Source organism: Pseudalkalibacillus hwajinpoensis, assembly GCF_015234585.1.
GTDB classification, from domain to species: domain Bacteria; phylum Bacillota; class Bacilli; order Bacillales; family Guptibacillaceae; genus Guptibacillus; species Guptibacillus hwajinpoensis_B.
Genome location: NZ_JADFCM010000008.1, coordinates 365456 through 391894, shown reverse-complemented (window position 1 = coordinate 391894; position 26439 = coordinate 365456). Strand labels below are relative to the sequence as shown.

At 40.6% G+C, this 26439-nt stretch carries 30 protein-coding genes; 11 read left to right on the top strand and 19 right to left on the bottom strand.

Annotated features, from left to right (window positions below):
- Positions 1 to 167: 167 nt before the first annotated feature.
- Positions 168 to 734 (bottom strand): class I SAM-dependent methyltransferase, encoded by a 567-nt coding sequence (locus IQ283_RS13680; RefSeq protein WP_194220695.1) that lies wholly within the window; start codon positions 732 to 734, stop codon positions 168 to 170.
- A gap of 387 nt (positions 735 to 1121) precedes the next feature.
- Positions 1122 to 2945 carry a solute:sodium symporter family transporter gene (locus tag IQ283_RS13675; RefSeq protein WP_194220694.1) on the bottom strand — a complete coding sequence of 608 codons (1824 nt, stop codon included), beginning with the start codon at positions 2943 to 2945 and terminating at the stop codon, positions 1122 to 1124.
- Between the two features lie 345 nt (positions 2946 to 3290).
- Here IQ283_RS13675 and IQ283_RS13670 point away from each other — a divergent pair, with 345 nt between their 5' ends.
- A complete protein-coding gene (locus tag IQ283_RS13670) occupies positions 3291 to 3482 on the top strand; it encodes a hypothetical protein (RefSeq protein WP_206759465.1) in 192 nt (63 codons plus the stop codon).
- Positions 3483 to 3625: 143 nt separating this feature from the next.
- On the opposite strand, the gene IQ283_RS13665 is transcribed toward IQ283_RS13670, so the two are convergent.
- Positions 3626 to 4804: a hypothetical protein gene (locus IQ283_RS13665; protein WP_194220692.1), complete on the bottom strand. Its 1179-nt coding sequence runs from the start codon at positions 4802 to 4804 to the stop codon at positions 3626 to 3628.
- Between the two features lie 178 nt (positions 4805 to 4982).
- Between IQ283_RS13665 and IQ283_RS13660 the strand changes: the two genes are divergently transcribed.
- The 4 genes from IQ283_RS13660 to IQ283_RS13645 all read left to right on the top strand — a co-directional run bounded on the left by IQ283_RS13660 (position 4983) and on the right by IQ283_RS13645 (position 8822).
- Positions 4983 to 5285, top strand: coding sequence for a hypothetical protein (locus tag IQ283_RS13660; protein ID WP_194220691.1), 303 nt, complete (start codon positions 4983 to 4985; stop codon positions 5283 to 5285).
- Positions 5286 to 5500: 215 nt separating this feature from the next.
- A complete protein-coding gene (locus IQ283_RS13655) occupies positions 5501 to 6040 on the top strand; it encodes a 2'-5' RNA ligase family protein (RefSeq protein ID WP_194220690.1) in 540 nt (179 codons plus the stop codon).
- A gap of 145 nt (positions 6041 to 6185) precedes the next feature.
- Positions 6186 to 7730: a multicopper oxidase gene (locus tag IQ283_RS13650; RefSeq protein WP_322098401.1), complete on the top strand. Its 1545-nt coding sequence runs from the start codon at positions 6186 to 6188 to the stop codon at positions 7728 to 7730.
- 99 nt (positions 7731 to 7829) lie between these two features.
- Positions 7830 to 8822 (top strand): Gfo/Idh/MocA family protein, encoded by a 993-nt coding sequence (locus IQ283_RS13645; protein WP_194220688.1) that lies wholly within the window; start codon positions 7830 to 7832, stop codon positions 8820 to 8822.
- Positions 8823 to 9275: 453 nt separating this feature from the next.
- Here IQ283_RS13645 and IQ283_RS13640 read toward each other — a convergent pair whose 3' ends face one another.
- The 7 genes from IQ283_RS13640 to IQ283_RS24420 form a co-directional block, all read right to left on the bottom strand.
- A complete protein-coding gene (locus IQ283_RS13640; RefSeq protein WP_194220687.1) occupies positions 9276 to 9602 on the bottom strand; it encodes a hypothetical protein in 327 nt (108 codons plus the stop codon).
- Between the two features lie 5 nt (positions 9603 to 9607).
- Positions 9608 to 9820, bottom strand: coding sequence for a helix-turn-helix transcriptional regulator (locus IQ283_RS13635; protein ID WP_194220686.1), 213 nt, complete (start codon positions 9818 to 9820; stop codon positions 9608 to 9610).
- 147 nt (positions 9821 to 9967) lie between these two features.
- A complete protein-coding gene (locus IQ283_RS13630) occupies positions 9968 to 10240 on the bottom strand; it encodes a hypothetical protein (RefSeq protein WP_194220685.1) in 273 nt (90 codons plus the stop codon).
- A gap of 32 nt (positions 10241 to 10272) precedes the next feature.
- On the bottom strand, positions 10273 to 10533 hold the full coding sequence (locus tag IQ283_RS13625; RefSeq protein ID WP_194220684.1) for a hypothetical protein: 261 nt from the start codon (positions 10531 to 10533) through the stop codon (positions 10273 to 10275).
- 33 nt (positions 10534 to 10566) lie between these two features.
- Positions 10567 to 11292: a tubby C-terminal domain-like protein gene (locus IQ283_RS13620; protein WP_194220683.1), complete on the bottom strand. Its 726-nt coding sequence runs from the start codon at positions 11290 to 11292 to the stop codon at positions 10567 to 10569.
- Between the two features lie 110 nt (positions 11293 to 11402).
- Positions 11403 to 11780, bottom strand: coding sequence for an iron chaperone (locus IQ283_RS13615; RefSeq protein WP_194220682.1), 378 nt, complete (start codon positions 11778 to 11780; stop codon positions 11403 to 11405).
- 97 nt (positions 11781 to 11877) lie between these two features.
- Positions 11878 to 12018, bottom strand: coding sequence for a DUF3953 domain-containing protein (locus tag IQ283_RS24420; RefSeq protein ID WP_408962617.1), 141 nt, complete (start codon positions 12016 to 12018; stop codon positions 11878 to 11880).
- Between the two features lie 492 nt (positions 12019 to 12510).
- Here IQ283_RS24420 and IQ283_RS13605 point away from each other — a divergent pair, with 492 nt between their 5' ends.
- The gene (locus tag IQ283_RS13605) at positions 12511 to 13305 is read left to right on the top strand and encodes a hypothetical protein (protein WP_194220680.1); all 795 of its coding nucleotides are present in this window, start codon (positions 12511 to 12513) and stop codon (positions 13303 to 13305) included.
- A 56-nt stretch (positions 13306 to 13361) separates the two neighbouring features.
- On the opposite strand, the gene IQ283_RS13600 is transcribed toward IQ283_RS13605, so the two are convergent.
- On the bottom strand, positions 13362 to 14969 hold the full coding sequence (locus tag IQ283_RS13600) for a M4 family metallopeptidase (protein ID WP_194220679.1): 1608 nt from the start codon (positions 14967 to 14969) through the stop codon (positions 13362 to 13364).
- A gap of 529 nt (positions 14970 to 15498) precedes the next feature.
- Here IQ283_RS13600 and IQ283_RS13595 point away from each other — a divergent pair.
- Entirely contained in the window at positions 15499 to 16074 is a 576-nt protein-coding gene (locus tag IQ283_RS13595) for a metalloregulator ArsR/SmtB family transcription factor (protein ID WP_194220678.1), read from the top strand.
- A gap of 93 nt (positions 16075 to 16167) precedes the next feature.
- Here the strand turns inward: IQ283_RS13595 and IQ283_RS13590 are convergent, their stop codons facing one another.
- Positions 16168 to 16935 carry an SDR family NAD(P)-dependent oxidoreductase gene (locus IQ283_RS13590; protein ID WP_194220677.1) on the bottom strand — a complete coding sequence of 256 codons (768 nt, stop codon included), beginning with the start codon at positions 16933 to 16935 and terminating at the stop codon, positions 16168 to 16170.
- A 221-nt stretch (positions 16936 to 17156) separates the two neighbouring features.
- On the opposite strand from IQ283_RS13590, the gene IQ283_RS13585 reads away from it, so the two are divergent.
- Both IQ283_RS13585 and IQ283_RS13580 read left to right on the top strand, forming a co-directional pair.
- Positions 17157 to 17735, top strand: a complete 579-nt coding sequence (locus tag IQ283_RS13585) for a DNA-3-methyladenine glycosylase (protein ID WP_194220676.1) — start codon at positions 17157 to 17159, stop codon at positions 17733 to 17735.
- Positions 17736 to 17849: 114 nt separating this feature from the next.
- Positions 17850 to 18599: an SDR family NAD(P)-dependent oxidoreductase gene (locus IQ283_RS13580; RefSeq protein ID WP_194220675.1), complete on the top strand. Its 750-nt coding sequence runs from the start codon at positions 17850 to 17852 to the stop codon at positions 18597 to 18599.
- Positions 18600 to 18743: 144 nt separating this feature from the next.
- On the opposite strand, the gene IQ283_RS13575 is transcribed toward IQ283_RS13580, so the two are convergent.
- From IQ283_RS13575 to IQ283_RS13550, 6 genes are all read right to left on the bottom strand, one after another.
- Positions 18744 to 19616 (bottom strand): DMT family transporter, encoded by an 873-nt coding sequence (locus IQ283_RS13575; protein ID WP_194220674.1) that lies wholly within the window; start codon positions 19614 to 19616, stop codon positions 18744 to 18746.
- 234 nt (positions 19617 to 19850) lie between these two features.
- Complete coding sequence (locus IQ283_RS13570; RefSeq protein ID WP_194220673.1) at positions 19851 to 20762, bottom strand: glycine betaine ABC transporter substrate-binding protein; 912 nt, start codon at positions 20760 to 20762, stop codon at positions 19851 to 19853.
- 17 nt (positions 20763 to 20779) lie between these two features.
- Entirely contained in the window at positions 20780 to 21517 is a 738-nt protein-coding gene (locus tag IQ283_RS13565) for an ABC transporter permease (RefSeq protein ID WP_194220672.1), read from the bottom strand.
- 4 nt (positions 21518 to 21521) lie between these two features.
- A complete protein-coding gene (locus IQ283_RS13560) occupies positions 21522 to 22514 on the bottom strand; it encodes an ABC transporter ATP-binding protein (protein WP_194220671.1) in 993 nt (330 codons plus the stop codon).
- Between the two features lie 16 nt (positions 22515 to 22530).
- Positions 22531 to 23184, bottom strand: coding sequence for an ABC transporter permease (locus IQ283_RS13555; RefSeq protein WP_276511837.1), 654 nt, complete (start codon positions 23182 to 23184; stop codon positions 22531 to 22533).
- Between the two features lie 547 nt (positions 23185 to 23731).
- The gene (locus IQ283_RS13550) at positions 23732 to 24325 is read right to left on the bottom strand and encodes a superoxide dismutase family protein (RefSeq protein ID WP_194220670.1); all 594 of its coding nucleotides are present in this window, start codon (positions 24323 to 24325) and stop codon (positions 23732 to 23734) included.
- A 276-nt stretch (positions 24326 to 24601) separates the two neighbouring features.
- On the opposite strand from IQ283_RS13550, the gene IQ283_RS13545 reads away from it, so the two are divergent.
- Entirely contained in the window at positions 24602 to 25132 is a 531-nt protein-coding gene (locus tag IQ283_RS13545) for a YceI family protein (RefSeq protein WP_194220669.1), read from the top strand.
- Positions 25133 to 25193: 61 nt separating this feature from the next.
- On the opposite strand, the gene IQ283_RS13540 is transcribed toward IQ283_RS13545, so the two are convergent.
- Positions 25194 to 25610: a VOC family protein gene (locus IQ283_RS13540; protein ID WP_194220668.1), complete on the bottom strand. Its 417-nt coding sequence runs from the start codon at positions 25608 to 25610 to the stop codon at positions 25194 to 25196.
- Between the two features lie 206 nt (positions 25611 to 25816).
- On the opposite strand from IQ283_RS13540, the gene IQ283_RS13535 reads away from it, so the two are divergent.
- Positions 25817 to 26395: a CBO0543 family protein gene (locus IQ283_RS13535; RefSeq protein ID WP_194220667.1), complete on the top strand. Its 579-nt coding sequence runs from the start codon at positions 25817 to 25819 to the stop codon at positions 26393 to 26395.
- Positions 26396 to 26439 lie beyond the last annotated feature (44 nt).

The following is a 26439-nucleotide window of genomic DNA, read 5'->3' as shown; positions in this document are numbered from 1 at the left end:
AATGAACACAAACACTTGTTCTTATTTTAATATAACACTGAGGTGAAAAATGTAAAAACAAAAAGAGACAACAATATAAATTATGCCTCTTTTTATCCTACTTTAAATATGAGCGACCGTCTTTATTGAACAAACGCTCCGTTACATTGAATAAGAAAATTAGAATATTAAGGTTTGATAGCATCAACTATGACAGAAACAAAACCTAATTCTCCTTCTGCATTGCGATGATCAAACCTCTTTGAGCGATAGATGAACCCTTCTTTCTCATCCCAATCATTATAAATAAACTCTCCGTTTTCATTACAATATTCTAGTAAGTTAACTTTATATCCAGCCTCTTCAAACATTGATTTTAACGTTTTATAATTATGTACAATTTTATGAGTCGCTGCTGGATGATCACTTGGACCAGGTCCTCCTACTTGAACTACCTGTTGGTAATCTTTATCAGGAAAATAACCATCTGGAACGGCGCAACGAATGTAACCACTTGGTTTTAGATAGTTAAAACAATTTAATGCGGCTGCCTTTCCTTCTTCGTATGTTAAATGCTCCCATACGTGTTCCGCTAAAATAGCCTCTATTGAATTCACTTTAAATCTGCTTTTCCAATGGTCTTCATTTAATAAATCTAATTCTGCTTCTTGAGTTTGAATCCAATCAGGATTATTCGAGTGTTCCCCTGCGCCAATAACAACTTTAATTGCTTTTTTTGTTTTAATTGTAGACATCCCCTTTGAAATTAATGGAATATATCACATTCTATACATTTATAGGCAATACCTTTTAATTCAAGTGTTTCACACAAATTTTTGGTATTATCTCGAATTCAAGTCTTCCATAAAACTGCCCTAAAACTGAACATCCCCTCCTTGCCAAATCCTTATTTCACCATAAAACAGGTCTATCAAATTTCTAAGACCAGCTACAATTAGCATATCTTTTCATGCACCAGTTAAAGAAGCACTTCTAAAGTAGAATTCTTCACCAACCTTCAGAATATGTTTAAAGAAAGGAAAACAGTCTCTAGTCATGTTTCCATATAAGAAAATTAAAAGGAGCCTGCTTCATCACTTAAGATGAAGCGGGCTCCTGTTTCATTCAATGGACATCATTTATTAAAAATCTTTTTCAGAAAAGTAGTTCATCTGAGGACTTTGCTTTTGGCCCCCTACTTCTTTTCCTGTTTCTTTCACAGCTTCCTTCGCTCGTCGAACAGCATGACCGTACTTACGCTCCCAGCTCTTCGTTGCAGTAGCGAATGCGATAAGCGTCACAACCGAAAGAGCTCCGGTCGCTGGTAGGAATGAAGGCGAAATCATGCCATCTGCATAGGCTACACCAATTGGTGAGAAAAGGATGTACGTTTCGCAAATGCTTGCGATTAATAAAATACCAGCCGGCACGCTGTATTTCCACGGCGTCATATTGACCTTTGAAGCCTTCGGGAAAACATAAGCTTTTTTCTGTGGCTTAACGTAAGCAATACCAAACATGATCGCCACTTCAGCGACAAATAGAATACCGTAAATATGAATAAAGTGAATGTCGAGCGGTAGGCCAAAGAGCTGTTCTGTTCCCCACACCATCATGTAGTAGGCGACCACATGGAAAACGATTGCTACCTTCGCCGCTAATGCCGGCACCTTCTTCGAGATAATTCCGATCAATACAACAGCCACAATAGGAATATTGAAAAAGCCGGTGAATTTGCGAATCAAGTCCCACAATCCATTTGGTGCATACATCAACATTGGTGACACGAAAAACGTAACGAGTGCAATAATGGAGCCGAACCACTTACTTGATTTAATCAGCTGTTCGTCTGAGGCATCCTTTTTAAACGCAGGCTTATAAATATCAAGAGCAAACATCGTTGAAGCACTATTCAAAAGGGAGTTGTACGAACTTAAGACGGCCCCAAGCAATACAGCTAAGAAAAAGCCAGACAAGTAAGGTGGTAGCACGTTCGTTACGAGCGTAGGATACGCAAGGTCAACGGACTTAAGGTTCCCTTCATAAAGATGAAAAGCGATAACGCCTGGAATCATCATGAAAATCGGAATGAGAAGCTTAAAGAATCCGGAAAAAATAACACCTTTCTGTCCTTCCTTTAAACTCTGTGCACCGAGCGTGCGCTGAATTACGTATTGATTTGTTGCCCAGTAAAACATGTTGGCGATAATCAGACCGGTGAAAATTGTACCGAATGGAACCGAATCATCCGCTCCGCCAATCGCGTTCAGTTTTTCGGGATTTGTCGTTGTGATGGTTTTTACACCGTTTAGAAAAGCGCCATCTCCGAGTGCGATAAGTCCGAGAATCGGAACGAGCGCTCCGATAATGAGTAGACCGACTCCATTGATCGTATCGGAAACGGCAACGGCTTTTAACCCGCCGAAGATCGCATATACCGCACCGATAAGGCCGATCCCCCAAATCACAACCCAGATCGACTGGGTGTATGTAATGCCTAAAATCGATGGTACATCAAACAATTTCAGAACGGCTAGAGCCCCAGAGTAGAGCATCGAAGGAATCGTGACGAGTACGTACCCAACCATAAATAAAACGACAGTATAGCGACGCACCCCTTCATCAAACCGTTTACTAAGAAATTCAGGAAGGGTTGTAATCGACATGTTCAAATATTTTGGTAGCAAATAAAGTCCCATGAGAACAACCGCTACACCTGCCGTTACTTCCCAGGCCATGTTCGATAGATTCGTCCGAAACGCCTGGCCGTTTAATCCAACTAGCTGCTCAGCAGAAAGGTTCGTTAGCAAAAGCGATCCTGCTATAAACCCACCACTTAATCCTCTTCCTGCCAGAAAATAACCTTCTGACCCATTCGTTGTTCCTCTTGTTTTGCGATAAGCTATGTATCCAACAAGCACCATGAATGCTATACACGTAAGCAATGTAAACCATAGTGACTGCATTTTGTCTCCTCCTCTACCCCAAGAAAAAATTTTTCTCGTATGATTGTAGTAGATGGAATATCCTTTTTATTATATTAGTAAACATTTTTTTGAAATTTGGGGTAGAAAACAGGTGAAAGTTAGTAAAAAAGGAGTGGGATTCGGAAGATAATCTCTCATATAAAAAAGAGCATATAGTTCTTCCTTGTAAATCAGGAGGTTTCCTAACATAATTAATAGAAAAAAGTGAATGTTGCGCATTTACCCCTTTCCCTATACACTTACTCAACAAAATACTATACCTTTACTCTCTACAACAGACCTAACAGGACGAATCTCTCTATCACAATGAAAAGAGGTGAGTGCATGTATGCTACTGGTATGAGCACATTTGATTTTGTACTCTATTTCGCATTTATCATGCTATGCTTTGGGATGAGGATCTATCGCGAACGTGTTAAAGAGCAAAAAAAGGAAATCCATCAGTTGAAAGAGGAAAATGAAAAGCTGAAAGAAGCCGTGCGATTTTACCATGAGCAGCGTGGTAATATGGGTTGAATAGTGGAAATATAGTGAGGTTAAGTGAAGAAAAAAACGTGCTTAGTATATGATAATAAATCGCTATTTTCAAAAAACAGGCACTTCCAACCTTTTAGTTGGATTGTGCCTGTTTGTTTATTAAGCCATCCTTTTGTGAGCCATTATCTAGCCCAAAACAACTCTACCATTCTACTTTTTTCATTCAAAGAAAATTTCATCTCATGGGGAGATTCTCCATATGGATTCTCCACTGTTACTTCCCACATATTATCATTTTGATCGATGTTCGTATGAGGTATGTCTTCAAGTGCACTTATGTATTCCTCTTCAGTAACGGCCATCTCTTCGCCGTTCTTCTTTAGAATGTATTTTCCATCTTTCTCATAGCCAATGTTACCCCCCGTATGACTCTCTAACCAATTTTCTACTTCAGTAGAGTTTTGTTGAGCGATATCCAGGACATTGGCTTCCGTGATTTGCGGCTTTTTCTCTAAGAGATCAAAAAGAAAGTACTCATGATAATCGCAATCCGCATCACAAACATCAACCACAAGCGCATCAGCTGGTAATTCACTACTTTCTACCTTTTCCTTACCAGCAGTATCAATTCTGTAGGATTCGTCATCCGTCTGAGGGTGATTTGTTCGTTGACCGCCCGCACTTAAAAAGTAAGCATCCACATCCTTTTCTTTAAGCATAGGCTTCTTTATAAGGTCGATTTGTTTCAAGAAAAAATCCGCTTTCGTCAGCGTTTGATCCGCAAAATGCACTCCCTCACTTCCAACCTTCGTTCGTTCTACTATAAATTCCTCATCATTAGCTGCAAGTTCAATATTGTAGTGAACCTTCTCGGGAGAAGCGTTCTCTTCTACAACCATAATGAAATCGTTCATTGTTCCTTCATCACTGATTTCCATGTTAAAATCGATTACTTTTGAAGAATCATTTTCATCTCCGAGCTTACTATGTATGTTCTTCCATTCTTCCGCTAAACTGCCACTATAGAAATTAGTATTAAGAAGAGCGACCTCCTGAGGTTGTTCATACAAGAACGTTTGAACCCAAGGAGCAATTGATGAGGTTAAGAAGATAAATAGACCTACATAAACAGCCCGCTTCTTAGCCTTCACATTTACTTTAGTTTTAGTGAAAAACAAGAAGGATATAAGGAATCCAAGTGGAAGCCGCCAATCATTGAGTTGCAACGAAAAACCTCCAAGAAACGTATAGCCGATCAGCTTTAAGAACAAATAGTGTTCAGAGTCAGCCGCCTTCCGAAAAATAATAATGAGAACTATTAGGATGAGACCGTAATATAACAACCAAATCAAGTTTTCCATGTTTCACCTCCTATCTAAACCGTACCATAGTGATGGTGCCTGTCACCACCCGTTTTCGCTCGAACATTGTCGAACTGCCCCACTCCACCTAATCGTCACTCAAAGGCGGTTTGTGATCTCCTTTTAACTCCACTATAATGGAGGGTAAGCTACTTAACAGGCTAGAAAGGAGTACGACATGTTTACGACATATCGCTCTAAAATGACAACCTGGAGAACGGTTTTCTTCATCTTTATCAGCGCACTTACAACGCTTGCCATGTTTTTGATTGATCCGGTATCTTCTAGCTCCGGCGAATCTGCCGCTCTATATATCATGATTTTTATTTTAGTTGGGTGTGCGCTCTCCATATTAATGGCATTCGTTGTATATCGAACTAGTGATGAGAAAAAAGGATGGGCTACGATCGGATTGCTGCTTACACTTTTCAACATCACTGTAATCGCTTACTTTATCTACGTGGGTCTTCGACTAGCATAAGCTGATTGAATATGAACCAAAAGCGTCACTCATAAAAAATCACTAAACAAAACAAGCGTCTTCCCTTTTACGGATAGGAAGACGCTTGTTTATGGACAAATTCTATATCCTAACACGCCATAAGTCTTTTCTCTATCTAACAAAAGCACCCCCCGCCTAAGCATGCTTCGTGATAAAATACAATAAAAGGAAATTCGCAAAAAGGACTGAATCCCATGCCAAATCAATACTTTATTGGTATCACACCACCACCCGCCTATATTGCCAAAGTTGAATATTTCCAACGAAAATGGATCAAGTTCCTAGGAGTAGAACCACATATTACTCTGAAAGCGCAGGGCGGACTATCCCCTGACAAGAAATGGATCGAGAAAGTGGAGAACGTATGCAAAAAAATCCATCCGTTCACGCTAACAGTAGCAGAACCTCACTACTTCGGAGACAATATCCTCTATCTAAGTGTCACTTCCGATCAATTATTTCCGCTCCATGAAGCCATTGTAAAAGCGATTTCTCCACCCGAAGAGCTCATCAAGCACTATTTTGAATTTGATGACTACGTTGGGCATTTAACTCTCGGCAAAGAACAGCACGGTATATCGAAATCTGAGTTAAAGGATATGGAGCTTTTAGCAAAACAGGAACTCACGCCCTATCCTACCTTCAAAGTAGAATCCATTCGAATTTATGAATTAAAGCCTAGCAGCAAGCGGTACGAACCTTATGTAGATCTTCCGCTAGGAGCAGATCTATAACTTATTTGAACCCCTCCGTTTCTTCGAGACGTAGGGGTTCTTCTTTTTTTAAATCTCAAAAGATCCTGAGCTTCCATAATAGAAAAAGAAATGAAAGATCCTCTGTCATTAACATATGATGAACAAATGCATCGTTTCGGAAGGAGTGACCCAGTTGCTCGAAAAATTCGTAGATCACCTCCCTATCATGCCAATCATCCAACCCGTTAAGATAAATCACGGGATTCCCTATTATGAAGTGACGATGAAAGAAAGTTTCCAGAAGCTTCACCACGATTTGCCACCTACACGCGTTTGGGGATATAACGGGCAATACCCTGGACCTACGTTTCAAGTTCACCGAAATCACCCGATTCGTGTTCTTTGGAAAAACGAGCTACCTGAAAAGCATTTTCTCCCAATTGATCATACCGTTCATGGGGCTGGTATAAACGTTCCCGACGTTCGTACGGTTGTGCATCTTCACGGTGGAGTGACACCTGCTACGAGCGATGGTTATCCTGAGGCGTGGTTCACTCGAGGATTTCAACAGGGAGGGCCCTATTTCACCGATCCCATTTATGAATATCCAAATCATCAAGCAGCTACGTCCCTCTGGTATCACGATCATGCGATGGGAATTACACGGTTGAATATCTATGCAGGTCTCGCTGGGATGTATATTGTTCATGACGAAGAAGAGCGATCCCTCAGGCTACCGGAAGGTGAGTTTGATATCCCACTTCTTCTTCAGGATCGTTCTTTTCATCGAGATGGTTCCTTGTACTATCCAGCTGAACCAGATCCTCCTGTCGAAGGCGTTACGCCATCAGTCATTCCTGATTTCTTCGGGAAAGCCAATCTTGTTAACGGGATGGTATGGCCTTATCTGGAAGTCGAGCCGAGGAAATACAGATTCAGAATCCTAAATGGATCAAACGCAAGATTCTACCGCTTCTCCCTATCCAACCAGCTCCCATTCGTTCAAATCGGCACAGATCAGGGGCTGCTCAGAAAGCCGGTGCCTGTCACCCGCGTTTTGATCGCTCCCGCTGAGCGTGTCGACGTCGTCATTGATTTCAGTCGCTCGGCAGGTGAAACCCTTACCTTAATGAACGATGCCGCCTCCCCTTATCCACAGGGGAAAAGTCCGAATCCCAAAACAACGGGCGTAATCATGCAGTTCCGTGTGAAGAAGAAGCTCTCTCTTCCAGATCAAAGCGTCGTTCCTCAGACATTGTCTCGGTACGAGATCATATACGAACAACAAGCAAACAATCAACGCAACCTTCTCCTCAACATGAGGCCTGATCAATATAAACGATCCATTCACCTATTAAACAACCAGCTCTGGTCAGATCCAATCAGTGAAATGCCTAGATTAGGCGATGTTGAAATCTGGAGCTTCGTCAATTTATCAAATGCAACGCACCCCATCCACTTGCATCTCGTTCGCTTTCAAATCCTTGATCGCCAGCCCTTTGATCGAGATTTATATGAAAAAGAAGGTAAAATCGTACCAACCGGCCCACGCATAAAACCAGAAGCTAATGAGCAGGGATGGAAAGATACCGTGCGAGCAAACCCAAAAGAAATCACTCGGATCATCATGAAGTTCGTACCTTATGCAGGCTTGTTTGTATGGCACTGTCATATTCTCGAGCATGAGGATTATGAAATGATGCGACCTTATGTAGTGGTCAAAAAATAAGAGAGGGGTCAGGTACGGACCTGCCCCCCCTCTTTGGATTTATCCACCTCAAAATGGTATTCTTATTCCGATAATAGCTTACATAAAAGGAGCCTACATATGACGAATCCATCTATTTGCGTGATTGGCGCAGGCTTTCATGCAACGACGAACATTTATCCCGCTCTTGTCGAAACAGGTGCAACGATTACGGCTGTCGCTACACGAAACTTAGAACGCTCAGAGCAAACACTCCTTCGTTTTGGAAGCACTGGAACACCGTATGATAATTACAAGAAAATGCTAGAACAGGAGTCATGTGACGGCGTTGTCGTTGTCGCACAGCCAACAGACCAGGCAGCCCTTGTTATGGACTGTATCCAAGCCGGTAAAAATGTGTATGTCGAAAAGCCACTCGGCATGACAACGGAAGAGTCAGAACTAGCGGCAGATGCTGCAGAGAAAGCTGGCGTAAAGCTTATGGTTGGCTTTATGAAGCGCTATGCCCCGATTTATGAGCAGCTTCACTCGCTTATTACAAGTGAAGAACTAGGATCTGTTCGTTCATTCGAAGCACGATTCGCCGTTGATACAACACCATTTTGCCAGAACGATGAAGAATTCCTAAAGTTTGCTGCCATTCACATCGTTGATTTAGTTCGCTATCTATTTGGAGAAACAATAGCTGTGAATGGATTTAAAAACAGCTCGAATTCACACATCAATCAAAGCATTAGCCTTCAATTCGAAAGCGGAACAGTTGGAACCCTTTCTTTCACTGGGATGACAGCCTGGTCTAGAGAAAGCGAAAAACTGACGGTTACGTTTGATCACGGATTTGCCTCAGCCGATGAGGTCCACACCTTAACCGTGCACAAATCTCAATCCTTTAACGAACTTCCATGGAAAGCACCGGCTGAATCCGATTTCGTTTACAGCCCTTCCGCCTCAACAATGTCAGGCTCTATGAGAGATCTCTATCTCCGCGGCTTTGTCGGTGAAATGCAGCACTTCGTCTCATGCTGTACAACAAATGAGACGCCCCGCTCAGATGGAAAAGATAACATTCGTACGATGGCGTTGATCGATCGGATTTTGAAGACGTTAAAGTAAGTTAAATTCCTAACATTGCATTTCTTTAGGATATAAACATATAAAACCCCGTAACTAGATAAACGTGTTACGGGGTTTTTCAACCCATTCTTTCAAATTCTCTGACCTGAACCTTTATTCCCGTCTCTTTTTTCTCTCAACCAGAGCAAATATCAACAGAGCAATGGTTAATACCATCATGACCATGTATAGCCAGGGAAAGCTAATGTTCCCAAAATAATCTAGACTCATGACGATAACATTCAAAAACATTAGTAAGATAAAGGCTATATCACTTTTGTAAGGCTTCCGTTTTTCAAAAAATAAGCTCATAAAAAATCATTCTCGCTTTCATATAATATTAACGACTATATCTTAAAGAAAATTAATTTCTAAAAAGTGAGCAACTCCATTTAATACTGTATATAGGAATGCCTTTTTCTATTTCTTTTAAAAGCAATCTAGATTTATCACTTAGGAATAACGAAAATACGAAGTTACCGCTCCCATACCATATCCAACGGCAGCAATTAGAAGGATATCTCCCCCATTCGAAAAGAAAGCAATAGATTGGAATTTCGTAGGATCTGTGAAACCGTCCAAAAATGGCAACAAGTTCGTTAATCGAATCAAGGCATATAGCATAATAACTTGCCAACTCGACATTGCGGCATCTCTTAATATTTTCTTTTGACGTTCATCTTCCTTTGAAAAGCCAGTATCATCACCTGATACTCTTTTCGTTGAAACAATGATCACTGACATAATACATCCCATAATCAGAACAAGAATGATATCCATTGTATTTATCCCCTTTTCTTTAGCGTTTTTTGATAGTTAAAGAGTGAGTCTACTTTCGTCTCTAGAGCTAAAGCAATAGCAAATGCCAATTCTAAACTTGGATCATACTTATTGTTTTCAATAGCGTTGATCGTCTGTCTGCTAACTTGACACAATTCCGCCAACTTCCCTTGTGAAATCCCCTTACCTTCTCTTAAAATCTTAATGCTGTTCTTCAACTTTGAGCTCTATCCCTTCTATCTATCCTGTCAAATTCCTTTTACACCTTATATGTTAATAAAATCCAGAAAAGGTGTCAAATACTTTTGACACCTTTTCTGGATTCCTTGATAAACTAGCCTATAAAAATACAACCAAAATTTATTTCAAATCCCGTCCACATACTCCTTCGCCTCCAACAGCGATAACCCAAATTCTTCTCGTGCCTTTTTCACGGCTTCTACCGTTTTTCCTTCTTTCATGAGCTCTCGTAATTCATCGTTAATCGGATGTTCAGGCAAATCCATATGCTGCGCCATTCGATTTAATTGATTGTGCATACTTTTCATTCGCCCGCTAAGACTACTCATTTGAGTACTTACTCGAAAAACGAGATAAAATACAGCTGCTAACAAGCCTATAAGGACAATCTCCGTCACGTCAACATTCCCCCATTCCTCATTTCAAACAGCTATAAATACAACCATACCGATAGCACACCGAAAACAATAATAAACAAACTGTTTCCTAGCCAGCGATATTTCTTATGAATACCAACCTGGCTTTCTAAATGTCTAAAGTATATTGCACAGCCCAAAAGTCCTAAAAAACCGATCCAGAAGCCTTGTTGATCATCGTAAACGATGGCTAGCTTGATTATTCCTAATCCTACAAACGCCATGCCAACAGATCCTATCGCAGTATAAAAAAGCAATCCTAAATGATTGTTCACAAGCTTCACCACCAAAGCAATATTAAAGCTAGCTCACTGACTAAAATGATAGTTAAATAGAATATAGCCCATAAATAAAACATGTGCTTCTTCGCCATATGTATCTTTCATTTCTAATTTATAAATCGAATTTCCTAATTCAATCCTTTTCCCTTCACCAATCTTATGGTCATCTCTACGAATCACTGTTTTAGACCCAATCCCAAATGACTGATATTGATAGGTGTGATCATAATAGTTAAGATAGAGACTTTCCTTTAACTTGGCGACATTTTTGACTGAGTAGTCCATTTGAATGCTGCCTACTTCATCGTTATTAGAGAAGATCAGCCATTCATTTGTTCCGCGAAGGCGATTTTCATTTTTACCTTTTAGAATGATGTGATGACCATCTTCTGACGAAAACGCTAGATTAAGAAACCATCTTCCTGGGCTGTCCATAATATCTGCGACAACTCGCTTCCACAGCTTATGATAAAATCGCTTGTATTCTCCAACAAGTTCCTGTCCGTCAAACACTCGCTTCGGCGCTGCTGAGACTCGATCTCCTAAGCGTGTCACCATACGTCCGTCATCCGCTTCTGGCTGAAAAGCAAGATCCTTCTTATGCTGCCACTTCATCACAAATAGAATCAATATAGCCGCCACCGGAAAACCCATTAGCAACAAGAGCTGATCCATCTCGAATTTTCCTAGAAACAAATAGCGTAGAGATAGTCCTATAAACCCTACAACAAATAGTAAAAGTAGTTTCCCCAAAATAAACTCCTTTCTCGCTAACCAACATCCATTTTTGTTCTACTACTACTTACGAATCGATTTAATGAAAGTTTCACACCTTATCACAGGCTAACCCTTATCCCCACCCTCTAACAAGAAAGATCCTCACCAGCTCGCCATTGATTAATCGCTTCTTTCACAAATTCCTCCACACCGCTTTCCTGTAAATCAATTGACTTTTTAATCCGGATACATCCCTTTCCGCAATCCAAACCATTCAACAATTCACTTGCTCGATCGATTTTCTTAATAGCTCCTACATAAAGGCTTACATAGGATTTTTGAGCATTAAGATTAAACAACACGCTCGACTTCCCTTTATAGCTAAGCATTTTATATTGAATGCCTTCTTCGAGCTCTGGAGCATTTTCAATTATGTACTGTCGTACTGCTAGGAGCTTTTCCTTTCTCCAATCATCCTCTAGCATTTCAAAATATCCCCCTGGTGTTTTCGCTTCATATTGCATGTTTTAGTCTCCTTCTTATTATTAATATAAGTCACCGTACTAGCAAGAAAGATCAAATTGCTCCCGTGTCTCCACTTTCGGAAAGCGCTTAAAACCATTAACCTATTAGATAACTCTTGATAGATACATAAAAATTAAAGAGTGCGGCAACGAAAAAGAAATAACCTAAGTAGGGCGTAGCCCCTTTTTTACAATATTCTATCCCCATAACCAACATAATACTGCCTAGAAACAGCATCATATAAGGTATTGCCGTATAATCCTCCGTTATACTCGCATATACAATTATAGAAAACGTTACGACCGCTAAACCGATCCTAATTCTTTTTAATATCTCATCCACCTCCTCTTCATACGTACTTCTATCATTTATAAACTAGCTTTTCCCCCTTACGTCTGCTTATTAAAACTCCTAACCCCACGAAGCCAAACCCTACAAGATTCATGAGGAAATTACCGATATTGCCTAAGTCGTTTACTCTTAATCCTATCAAAAAACTACCTAACAAGATCATTGGAATCACGATAAAACACCTCAAATGCGCCCCTCCTGTTTGCCATATTAATCATAAAAACCCTCAACCTAAACAATACCATCTTTCACCAATTTATTGATTTTCGTTCGGGGCAATTAACAAAAGCACTATTGCACAAATATTTTCGATTAGACCTGGAACCCTCTCTTATTTTCCTTTAAGCTTAATGAAGAAATAAATGAAAGGTTGATTGTTTGAAGAAGTTACTATCCCTGTTTTTAGTATGTTTATTCGTCTTCTTTCCTATAGAAGACACGCTTGCCGCTAATGTGAACAAAGAATCCTCCCTTGAAAAAACGAAAAATTCACCGGAAGACAACCGGCAATCCATTGCTAGAGAATATAGAGAGAAAACAAACTCCCTTCTATTTTCCACTCAAACTAGTAAAAGCACATGGAACAGCGCTGAGACCTCACATAAGCTATTGACCACACACGTACATGCGCTAGGAAACGGAAAATACCGCGTAAATGTTGTGATGGAATGGAAGATAGTGCCCAAGAAGCGATTACATGATGTGATCAGCTTCGCTTTACCTGAGCTTGGGGGTGATTATTACATAGAAGCAAACTCGTTAATCGGAAAGCAGCTGGTGGTTGCGGAGAACATTGAGACCGGGGAGACCCAAACGATGGATTACGAGTATACGAACACCCCGGCGGAAGAGGCAGATTCCTTTTATGTTTCTCCAGCGGAACGAGTTGTTCTAAGTCAAAACTTAAAAAATGATTGGGACGAATACAAGGTTCGTAGCATCTATCAAACGCTCAGTGGTGTGATTCAAGAAACTGAGGAACTAAATACATATGCCTTACACGTTAATGGAGGTTATAGTCATCAAATTCATCACGATGAGAACTGGAGCGTACGCTTATTTCCGTATGAATTCAGCATTGATATCAATCAGTTGGTGAACGGGGATCCTTATCAAACACCCGATTCATTTGATCGTTACCTACAAGCTGAAACGCAGTTGATTATGAAATAACGATCACTTACACGCAAAAAAAGAGCTCGCCATGAGCCCTTTTTTTGCGTTAATCTTTATTCCGTAACGCCAACTTGATCCCAGGCTGACGCGACACTATTGTACGTAGTAGATCCGGCGCCGTATAAATCATCTGCCGATTGTAGAAGAGCCGATCTTGCGTCACTAAAGTCACTCGTTGGAGTGAGGTATGTGGTGAGAGCACGGTAATAAATTTGCTCTGCTTTGCTACCCCCAATGCTTTCGATGGTGAAATAAGCTGCTTTGTTTGGAATACCGCTATTCGTATGAACGCCGCCATTATCTTGAGACGTTTGAACGTAGTCATCCATATGAGATGGCTGGTTGTATGCTTCTGGATTCGATAGACTTCTTAGCGCATCTCCTGGTGTACCAGGCGTATAGACATCTTCCCCCATAAGATAATCTTCAGGCTCGATGAAATACCCGAACACATCTGACATTGATTCGTTCAGTGCTCCTGATTGATTACGATACTGTAGTCCCGCCGTACGTTCTGTTACTGCGTGCGTAATTTCATGACCAACCACATCTAGCGCTGCTGATAATGGAGCAAAAGTGGTCCCATCGCCGTCACCATAAACCATTTGCGTTCCGTCCCAGAAAGCATTGTTATAGTTTGAGCCATAGTGAACTGTCGAACGAATCGTTGCACCGTTATCATCAAAGCTATCGCGATTATGTGTCGACTCATAATAATCATAAACCACGCCTGCATTGTAATGCGCATCAACAGCTGCCGCTTGATCTGAAGAATTAAACTGATTGTCATCATCTGTTACGATCGCGCCAGGAAGGCTTGATCCATTATTGGCACTATACGTCTCAATGAGGCCACCTTTTGTCACGTCACGAAGAAGGTAGCTACCATTTTGTGATACCGTATTTAGCGTTTTCTGATCACCCAATACGCCCGTTCCTGTTCCTGTCTCGGCGCCGTCAGCTAGTGCATTATACGCTTCTACAACGGAACCATCGCGAGCATCCACATAGATTTGCCAGTTCGCAGGATAAGGATCAATAAAGTTCAGCTGCACTTTATAAGCAAGAACGTAGCGATCGCCGTCCTTATAAACAACTTTTTCTCCCTGACCCGTCATGTTTTTATTATCACGAAGACTTGTTTCAGGTTGTACATCAACATGGTTCCATGCTGTGTTAACCGCTTCTTCTTCAGATACCTTCGCATTCTTACTTCCTTCAAATTTCTTTACAGCGTCTGGATGCAAATTGCCGTTCACGGCTGCAACTTCCCCATCCTTGTCTGTATGTACGATGAATGTCGCTCCATCAAGTGGTACACCATTTACCGTTTGAACATATGTGTAATGAGTCATGCCTAGCTTATCTTTCGATTGATCGATCAGCTTAAGATCACTCTCATTCACCTGAAATATGGCTTCATTTTCCTGTAGATATTGCTTTACATCTCCTTCATTCGCTACCTTTTGTTCTGATAGTTTACCAGATAAGAACGATGGCACCTTCCGTTCCTTTTCCCAGCTTTCCTTAACAATCTCCATCTTTTCAAGTGCTTGCTTCTGATCCACATTCAAATCCTCTGGCGATGCGGCTGATGCAGTTGGTAATGCGCCCCCAAATGCAAGACCTGTCGCAAGTGCGACGGCGATTCCCTTTTTCAAAAAATCTCCTCCCCTTCTCGGAATGTTTTGAATTTTGAATACACTAGTAGCCTATCATAGAATTTCTGGAGGTTGTATTGGGAAATCCGTAAGACGATACGCCCATATACTCACTATGTTGCCATAACATTTCCCAATAACTTTCTAGAGCTTTAAGTGATAAGCTTGATCTAGAACATTTAATGATTGGAAAAATATTCTTTTTATAGAAATCACATGAAAATCCAACCTTCTATCGTCTGATCACTTATTATAATTGAGTATATTTGGCACTCATTTCGTACTACAAGATTGGTTTCCAAGCTTCTATAAGAGGTTTTTTCTTTTAACTCGCAACAAATTATACACAATACATTTCAATAATAATTATTTCAGTATTATTTCAGATAAGACAATATAGAGGTTTCTATGTAACGAATTGGAAACCAGTTCAGGCAATATGTGAACGGTTCATTGGTTGACGAACAACTCTAGTTAGATTAGTATCTAATTAGATACTAATCTAACTTATAGGAAGGTGGGTCGTATATTGCAGTTAAACCGATTAGTTAATTTCCATAAAACACTCGGGGATCCAACTCGGATTCGCATTCTTTCGTTGCTCGCTAAAGGTCCTCTCCACGGCCAAGCCATCGCTGGCAAACTTGGGTTAAAAGCTCCTACGATCACGCATCATATGACGAAATTAAGGGACACGGGCATTGTTTATCAACGTAAGGATAAAAATACCATCTATTACTACATAGATGAGAAGAAATTCCGCTCTTACTCAGAAGCCCTGCCGACTATGCTTTACAAGCCTAACTACGATAAGGAGGACGATTCTGTGAAAACACAAGCTGTTATCAATAATTTCTTAGCACCAGATGGTACGCTCAAGCACCTCCCTTCTCAACGAAAGAAAAAAATCATTATTCTTAAGCACTTAATCAACGGATTAGAACGAGGGAAAAAGTACCCTGAGAAAGAAATGAATGAGTATATCAAAAAGTTCCACCCCGACTTCGCAACCATTCGCCGAGAGTTTATTATCAATCATTTTATGTACCGCGAGAATAACATTTACGAACTAAACCCAGAAGAAATGTGGGCGACGATCGATTAATCGCTCGACAGCTATTTGAACTCTGTTGGAGTACAATGGACGAATTCATTAAAAAAACGGATTCCCTCACTCATGAGGAAATCCGTTTTCTTTTTACAATCCGTAATTTGTGACGCCGCCATCAACGAAAATATTTTGGCCGGTAATGTAGCTTGATCCTTTAGAAGCGAAGTAAAGGACGGATGTTTTCAGTTCATCCAACTCCCCAATTCGTTTCATTGGCGTTCTCTTATTAATCATCTCTTCAAATTCAGGATCGTCTAAGGAATCTTTAATGAAATCCGTCTTAAACATCCATGGACTGATCGCATTCACCGTAATGTTGTTTTCAGCTAATTCGTTAGCTAATTGCTTCGTTAAGTGAATGACACCTGCTTTACTTGTCCCATAAACGGAGCTGAAGAAGAGACTTACATCTCCTGCAACGGAAGCGGTATTGATGATGCGACCATATTCCTGTTTCTTCATATATGGCACAACTGCCTGACTCATAAAGAAGACAGATTTCACATTTGTATCCATCACTTTGTCCCAGCCATCTTCGTCGAGATTTTCGATCGTGCCAGGTGCATTCGTTCCTGCATTGTTCACAAGGATATCGATTTGACCGTACTCTTCATTGATTGCTGCTGTTACTTTCTCAATGTCCTGCTTACTTGTCACATCGCATGAATAGGCTTTAACTACTGCGCCAGTTTGATCAGCGATTTCCGCTGCTGCTTTTTCAACCTTATCTAGTGAACGTCCAAGCAAAACGACTTTTGATCCGCTCTCCGCTAGCGTTTCTGCCATAAGGCGACCGATTCCGCTACCGCCACCTGTTACGATGGATACTTTCCCAGTGTTTTTAAATAAATCCATGATCTTCACTTCCTTTTATAATCTAGCATTTAATTCATAAGTATGTTGAATGTTTCACAATTTGTATGTTAACCAAAAGCTTCTATGCTTCTTCATGAATCAATTCGAACCATACCCCGCTCCTCGTTTAGTCAACGTAGGCTTGTGGAAAACTAATGTGTAGAGCTTACAAGAGAGAAAGAACATCTTTCAACTATAACGACTTACGAAAGGAAACCAACATGTCTATTTTACCTAGAGAATTCTACCAAAAACCGACATTAGAACTAGCGAAGGCTCTCCTCGGCTGCGAGTTAGTGAAGGAAACGAATGAAGGAGTTGCCTCCGGTTATATTGTGGAAACAGAAGCATATTTGGGCGCACAGGATCAAGCCGCTCATAGCTTCAACAACAAACGAACGAAACGTACTGAAGTGATGTTCGGGCCTGCAGGGAATGCTTATACGTACGTGATGCACACGCACTGTTTATTCAATGTGGTCAGTGCTGAGCCCGATGTCCCTGAAGCTATTCTCGTTCGCGCCGTTGAACCTCTGAAAGGATTAGACTTAATGGAGCAGCGAAGACCTGGACGTAAACAAAAGGAATGGACGGATGGTCCTGGCAAATTAACTAAAGCGCTTGGGATTGATCCAGGTGATTATGGTCATGCCTTAGTACGTCCTCCTCTGTATATTCAAAGTGGCTATACGCCGGAACATATTTCTGAAGGAAAACGAATCGGAATTGATAATTCAGGAGAAGCTCGTGACTATCCGTGGAGATTCTGGGTGACTGGAAATCCGTACGTATCGAGGTAGCAGACAATATGTTTCGCTCAAGTCGCTTTCTTTTATTTTCAAAAATGAAAGGTCTATACTAGTACTATAGCAACAAGATATCTTCTTCAATCAACTAATCAGGAGGTTTTATGCATGAGTAAAGTCGCAGTTATTACAGGTGCAGGAAGTGGATTAGGACAAGCAGCTGCTGTTCGTTTAGCAGATGAAGGGATTAATATCGTTGCCGTAGACATTAACGAAGAAGGCGGTAATGAAACGGTCGACCTAGCGAAAAAAGCGGGTGTTGATGCGCTTTTCATAAAAGCCGATGTATCTAAAGCAGATGAAGTAAAGAATTACGTCGACAAAACTGTTGAAACCTTTGGTTCAATTGATTATTTCTTTAATAACGCCGGCATCTCCGGTAGTGGTGAATATTACTTAAATACGAAAGTAGAAGAAATAGAAAAAATCGTAGACATTAACTTGATGGGCGCCTTATACGGTGTCCGTTACGTAGCGGATGTGATGATTAAGAATGGCGGAGGTTCTATTGTGAACACCGCTTCAAGTGCCGGTGTCATTGGTCAAGATTCTGTCGTTACGTATTCGGCCACAAAGCACGGTATTATTGGCCTAACAAAAAGTATCGTAGCTGAATATGCGAAGGACGGATTACGTGCAAACGCAATTGCTCCTGGACCAACGGCAACTCCGATGGTGAAGGACTTCTATGAAGCTAATCCTAAAATGAAAGAAAATGCTGAAGCCGGCATTCCTCAGAAGCGTCTCGGTACGCCTGAAGAAGTAGCTGAGCTCGTAACGTTCCTCTTAACTTCAAAAGCACAGTATATCAATGGTGAAGTGATTCGTATTGATGGGGGGTTTACGAATACGAAGTAAGGAGTAGTTAAGGTGATGACACATCACTACACCTATTTTCATAAGTATATAATATAGAGAAAGTGGCCGGCACATTCGATTGATGTGCCGGCCATTTTTAGTAATATGATCTCGTTTATCCAAATTACTCCCACTGATCGTTTATTAATTCTTTTGTTTTCGACTTAATAGTGTAATCGTGATGAGAATGATAACGAGTCCTATACTTTGCGTTAAAGTCAAGACCTCTCCCAAAATGACTAATCCAAATAGAGAAGCCGTGACCGGTTCGACCATCGCGATGATCGCCGCAACGGATGCTGACGTTTTCTTCAAACCTTCTATATATAAGTAAAAAGAAATACCTGCGCCGATGATCCCGAGAGTGATAAACCAAATCAGATCCTCTGAAAACAAGGCATCGAGCGCTTCCTTATGGTCAATAAATAGAAACATTACAATGGTAAATGTCGCAAAAGCCATACTAAGAACAAAAGGGGGGCTTCCCTCTTTAGAAGCGTTCTTAAAACCAAAAATAAACAGAGCGTAGGAAAGACCTGATAATAGTCCGCTTGTGATTCCAAGAATATTTAAACTGCCAAGTCCCGTTTCATAAACGTTTGTTAATAAGCTGATTCCCCCCATCACAATAACCATTGCAATAACCTTAAATGGGGTAACGGTCTCTATTCGAAAAAGAAATGAACTAAACAGCACGAACAGTGGTGCCGTGTACATCAAAGTTGACGCTACCGCTACACCAGATTCCGAAATACTAAGAAAGTAAAAACTGAAATTCCCAGCGACCGCTAAACCGGCTAATACTGACCACATCATCGTCTTCGTTGAATACTTCATTTTATTTCCTTTTCGATGAAGTAGTAGCCATACAAAAATACCAACAAATCCTATTGATCCTCTATAGAATGAGATCACCAGCGGATCCCAACCTTTATCCATTAATATTCCTGCTAACCCTCCGGAAATCCCCCACAAAACGGCTGCTATGATCACATAGCCTATATTAAATAAATGCATTTGAATCCTCCTTAAGTAAAACCTTAATGATCTGTTTGGAGGAATTTCCCACTCTTTTATTACCTAAAACCAAATTTATGCAAACCCGCTCACATTCCATACTTTTTACTACAAAGTCGTATTATTCTAATAATTCCAATATAACTCACGATTTCGCCGATAATCGTACGTATACTCCATCATACATAAAAAAGCTCATCCCGATTCTTTCTTCAGGATGAGCTTTTATTACTATTATTCATCTAGCAAACCATTCTCTACTAACCAATCATGAGCAACAACGGAGACGCTGTTTCCTTCAATATCGACTTTATAATTCAACTCACGCATAATATCACTGTTTAGTTTTTCACCTAAACGCGCTGTGATTTCTTCCACTTCTGGATACTTTTCGAATACATCCTCATTGATACTAACCGCCGCTCTATATGGCGGGAAGAAAGTTTTATCATCCTTCAGGGTAACAAGGTCATACTCGACAATGGTGGCATCTGTTTCAAATGCAACCGAGACATCGACCTGCCCATTGTCTAAAGACCTTTGTGTTAAACCAAGATCCATCAGTTTAATTTGACTGGAATCAAATTCAAATCCGTATGTTTTCTCCACGCCAGGCAGTCCATCAGGTCGATTCGCAAACTCTGCATCTGAGGCCATCGTGAGCTCTCCTGGGTTTTCATTCACATACTTCGCTAAATCACTAATCGATTCAATCCCTAATTCTTCCGCCTGCTCTTTCTTCATGGCGAGTGCATAGGTGTTGTTGACATTAGACATATTCATCCAATGGATATCATTTTTTTTGGCATCTAACTCTTTGACCTTCTCAAATGCTTCCACTGGATCGGCAATCGGCTCTTCGCCCATATATGTAATGAGTGCCGTTCCTGTATATTCCCACATCATATCAACCTGGCTGTTTTCGAGCGCTTTACGAACAACGGTACTCCCCAGATTGTTCATTTGCTTCACGTCAAAGCCTTCCTCCTTTAGAAGAAAAGCGGTCATTTCTGAAAGTAGGTATTGCTCTGTAAAGTTCTTACCACCAACCGAAATCTGTTTCCCACCAATCCCTACGCTTGAGCACGAGGCTAGCATGGAAAGGATGGAAATGATTCCGATAATACGAAATAGTTTTCTTTTCATACAAACACCTCCTATCGTTACGTTTCTTGTGGTGGTCTAGACCCTTTTGGTACGATCTTTCGTTCAAGTAATCGAAGTAGATAGTCTACAAAGATTGCCAATAAAGTTACTGGAATGGCGCCGGAGATTAAATAACCGTTATCAAATAGCTGAATGCCGGTAAAAATCCATACCCCTAGACCGCCACCTCCGACAACATAAGCAAGCGCAGCCGTTCCGATATTTAATACGACGGCCGTTCGAATACCTGCAAGAATCGAATAGGATGCGTTCGGTAATTCAATTCGAAAAAGAATTTGGATAGGCTTCATACCCATCCCTCTTGCTGCATCGATTAAATTCTCATCGATGGAATCAATTCCCGCAACCGTATTTCGATACATCGGTAGTAGCGAGTAAATAAACAGGGCAAATACAGCCGTGTTAAATCCAATACCTAGAATACTAATCATCAAAGCAAGAACAGCAAGACTTGGAATCGTTTGACCAAGGTTGACTGTATTTGAAACGACCCACTCTGCTCTTCGAAAGCTTTTACGCGTGACAAGAATACCAACAGGCAGTGCCACGATGACCGCTAAGAAAGAAGAAACAAGTACAAGCTGCATATGCTGCTTCAATAAGTGAAGAAACGTACTGGATTGACTGAAAATATAGTCAAAATAGCTGTTGCTGATGGCCCAAATAAAGAACACGGCCACTATTCCGTAGACGAGAAAGCTTACAATACGGCTCATAACTTTTTTCTTATTCATCTTATCACCCCTTCTGCACCAGGGTAGGCTTTGCCTTAATTTCAAAATGGAGATACTTTTGAACGAGATCAATCGTAATGGCGCCAAGTTTGTTACCGTCATCATCAATTACAATGACTTGATCCGCCTCCTGATTTAGAAGCATGGATAGCGTATTACGCAAATCGTGGTGCACATTAATCGTAATGGTGTCCTCAATCGTTTCATCTTCATTAACAAGCCCAATGATTTCTTGAATGTCTTGAATGGTATGAAGACTTAAGCTCTTGATTGCACGGTCCTTTCCGAAAAATTCCCGAACAAATTCATTCTTAGGACGAACAAGCATTTCAGATGGCGTATCATATTGCATTACTTCCCCACCGCGTAATAGAACGATTTTGTCTGCCATTTTAATCGCTTCGTCAATGTCATGACTAACGAAAAGAATGGTTTTCTTTACCTCACGTTGAATTTGAAGAAACTCATCTTGGATTTTCTCACGAATAATCGGATCGAGTGCCCCAAACGGTTCATCCATTAGCATAACGGGCGGATCGGCTGCCAATGCCCGAATAACGCCGATACGCTGCTGCTGTCCTCCAGAAAGCTCATGCGGATAACGCTTGCCGAATTTCTCACCGCTTAAGCCGATCATTTCCATCAATTTATTAAAACGATTACGCTTCTCTTTCTTCTTCCAACCTAAAAGGTCAGGAACAATCATCACGTTTTCTTCTATTGTCATATTCGGAAATAGACCATTGCTCTGAATGACGTACCCAATTTTTCTTCGTAGAGCAATTTGATCCAAAGACATCGAATCTTCCCCATCAATGGTGATCTTTCCATCTGAAATCGATTCCAAACGGTTCACCATTCGAAGCAGGGTTGTTTTCCCACAGCCTGACGGTCCTAATAAAACGACAATTTGTCCTTTTTCAACGGTGAAGTCTACACCATTCACAGCTGTTACGCCGCCTTCAAATGTTTTGGTTGTTTGATCAAATGTAATCATTTCTTCACCTCACTCCTTAGTTCGCAATGCTTTTGGGTGTATAGCGTTTTTGGATCCATAACAAGATACCATCTGCGATCATAGCAAGGATGGCAACGGCAATTGAGCCACTAATAATTAAATAATTGTCCCCACGTGAAATGCCCTGAGTAATAAGAACACCGAGTCCTCCTGCACCAATATAAGCAGCGATGACACCGATTCCGATATTAAGCACAACGGCTGTACGAATACCCGCCATTATAATTGGGAAAGCATTCGGGATTTCGACGCGAAGAAGACGCTGACTCGTTTTCATCCCTAATCCCTTAGCCGCATCTCGCATTTCAGGGTTTACATTACGAATGGCGGTATATGTATTTCGTATAATGGGGAGCTGCGAATACAGAACCAGTGCTACGAAAGCTGGAACAAAACCAATTCCCTGATTGACGATCGAGAAGACGGGAATCATAATACCGAATAAAGCAATACTCGGAATCGTAAGCATAACTGAAGCAATTTGTAGAATCGTCTCAGCTAGATAATCATTTGTTGTTAAGTAAATGCCTAAAGGAACGCCAATAATCAGCGCCACAATGATCGCTAATCCAACGAGTATCGCGTGCTCAATCGCTAAATCAAAAATACGAGGAGCGTTTACCTCGAGAAATTTCATCCACTTGTCCAATACGATAACCTCCTTTTTCATTCAATTTCATCATTGTATCAAATTAGGTACAAATTACCAAACTGCGAACGAACTTACCCCTCTTTGATCAACACTCTCTTCCCCTCATATTGACTAACATTAGTTTATACGTAGGGGGAAATTTCAAGTCAGCTTTCTTTTAGTAAGTAAAAAAATATTTTCGAGTTAACTCTATCTTAATACCCTAATTCCAAAGTACTAACCCTGAATTTTCTGCAAATTTTTAATTTTCATGTATGAAAATCTCTCATTTTAATAAAGTAGCATTCCCACCACTATGGAATCAGTGGTTTTTGCGATGCTTATCGCTGGATATTGGCTAAAATATGATTTTATTGTCCAAAACCACGATTTATTGGCTAAAACTCGATTTTATTGTCCAAATTTCATTTATATTGGCTAAACGAAAAATAAGGGCGGTTCACAAACGCCCTCCCCCTACATGCCCGCTGTTTTCCATAGCTTGAAGGACATAAAAAAAGGATCCACGGCTCTAAACCGTAGAATCCTTTTCATCTTTTCTCCCTTATTCACCTATCACACCGCAAGCAATACGATCTCCGGCATCTCCAGACGGCTGTGATTCCATATCATCTGCGCCAGCATGAATAACGATGGCTGTTCCGCCTTCTTTTAGCAGCGAGTTTTCTTCTCCCGTTTTGAGCGTTACTTTGTCATTCATAATGTCGGTTTGAAGCGTTCCATCTTCGGAAACTTCGATATTCTCCATATCTCCTGCGTGTGGTCCATTATCGGATTCCATACCATGATCCTTGTCACCGGGATTATAATGACCGCCAGCAGATTTGAAATCTGGTGCTTCACATGATCCAGTTTCATGAATATGAAAACCGTGCTCTCCTGCTGGCAAATCACTAACATCAAGACTAATCATCGTTGCGCCGTCATGCTCCATCAGCTCGGCTGTCCCAATCTCTTCATCGTCCTGATTCTTCATAGTAACGGTGATCGTCTCCATTTGCTCCTGCTCGCTTTCACTAGTATTTTCCGTGGTCGTTTCCGGTTCGTTTTCAGTCGTTCCTTCTTCGTTACCTCCTCCACAGGCAGCTAACACAAGTAGTACACTCATCATTAGTAAAAGAATCGTCCATCTTTTCATCGAAACAGCTCCTTTTCTCCCTTTATACTTACCATCATGACACCAGTTTCCATTCAGTAAACCCGACAAATCCAAATTCCTTCCAATTCCCTACCGGTAAGTGACGAAAACGAGTCTTTCGCAGGAGGCTTTACCTTTTTCACATAGATAAAAAGTTGCACGAAATATTGAAAGAATATTTACAATGTCTTAACTTAAAGTATCTTGACTTCGAGATAAATTTGCGTTATCTTTAATCTATACTAAAAAGCACCAATCCTGAGGAGGAATTTTTCAATGGCTACATTTACACTAGATAAGGTTCACAGCAGTTTAGATTTTCAAATCAAACATATGATGGTTTCAAAAGCAAAGGGTGAATTCACTGACTTTGACGTCGATTTTAATGGCGATCTTGATAACCTTACTTCTGCGAACATTAAAGTAACAATCCCTGTGAAATCAATCGATACAGGTAATGAAGATCGTGACGGTCATCTTCGCTCTGGCGATTTCTTTGAAGCGGATCAATACCCAAATATGGTATTCCAAAGTAAGTCTATTGCAAAGAAAGATGATGGAGAGTATGAAGTTACTGGAGACTTTACAATTAAGGGAGTAACAAAAGAAGAAACGTTCACTGTGGAATACAACGGCAAATCCAAAAGTCCACTTGATGGTAGCACTGTAGCTGGTTTTGACGTTTCAGGTAAAGTGAACCGTGAAGCTTACGGCATGACGTATAATGCAGCGATGGAAACAGGCGGGTTCTTGCTTGGTAAAGACGTGAAATTCGAAGGTAACTTTGAATTTGTTGTAGCTGAATAAGCGAAAGCAAAGTGAAACACCTCATCCCCTAACGGATGAGGTGTTTTGGTTTATGAAGCTATTACCCCTGTTCAATTGCACTTTCATCCATATGCATCACTTCCCACAAGTGGCCATCAATGTCTTGAAAACTCCAGGCATACATGAATCCATGATCGATGGGATCATTCGAAGCTTTACCTCCAGCTGCAAGCGCACGGTTCACCATTTCATCCACCTCATCATTACTTTCTGCAGAAAGTGCCATAATGACTTCCGTTGATTCTCTGGCGTTCGTAACGTTCTTCTTCGTGAATGTCTTGAAGAATTCCTCCACAAGTAACATGACAAAAGTATTTTCATTGATCACCATGCACGTCGCGTTCTCATCTGTAAACTGTGGGTTAAATTCAAAGCCAATTTCAGAGAAAAATGCGATGGATTTATCGAGATCCTTGACCGGTAAATTCACAAACACGTGCTTCGCCGTTTGAGCCATTCGATCACTCTCCTTATAAAAATGAAATTCCACTTCTAAATCATTTCGCTATCAAACCTCAAACTCCTTATGCATTAAAGATTTTTCACATAAAAGAATGAGAAATCACCACGTTCACCGTACAGAGCTTTCCATAAAAAATTTCTAAAAAACGTAATAACAACCATTAGTGCGATGAATACTACTCCATAAAGGTGGTGTTCATAATGGATCGAAAACAGCAATTTGATCAACTTGTATCGTTACTAAGAGAACTTGAAGAGAAAGCGAATAGTTACTGGCAAAGTTATTCTGACTATACAACCTGGCAGTTCTGGCTTATTTTAGCTTTTATTTTGTTACCGCTTGTTCTCCTTTATTTTCGAATCGATCGGCGCAAAATTTTTCTGCTCGGATTTTTTGGATATTCCATTCACGTCATAGCTGCTTATGTGGATGCATTAGGTGTTCGTAAATCCTGGTGGGATTATCCTTACATTGCGATTCCGCAATTACCAGCAAGCATTAGTATCGATGGAGCTCTTGTCCCGGTATATTTCATTTTGCTTTATCAATGGTGCTTATCACATAAGAAAAATTACTGGTTATATGGCACGCTCTCTGCATTAGGATTTACGTTTATTTTTAAGCCGATTTTAATTTGGCTCGATCTCTTTGAACTATACACGAATTGGTTCGTTTTATTAGCAGCTTACTTATTCGTTACTTATGTAGCAAAGCTAATCACCAATATTTTTATCATGATGTCAACAAAAAGTGTAGAGCTCCCATCCAACGAAGACTAAATTAGGTGTTGAATGGAGTCTTATTTAGAAATTTATTTTGCTGT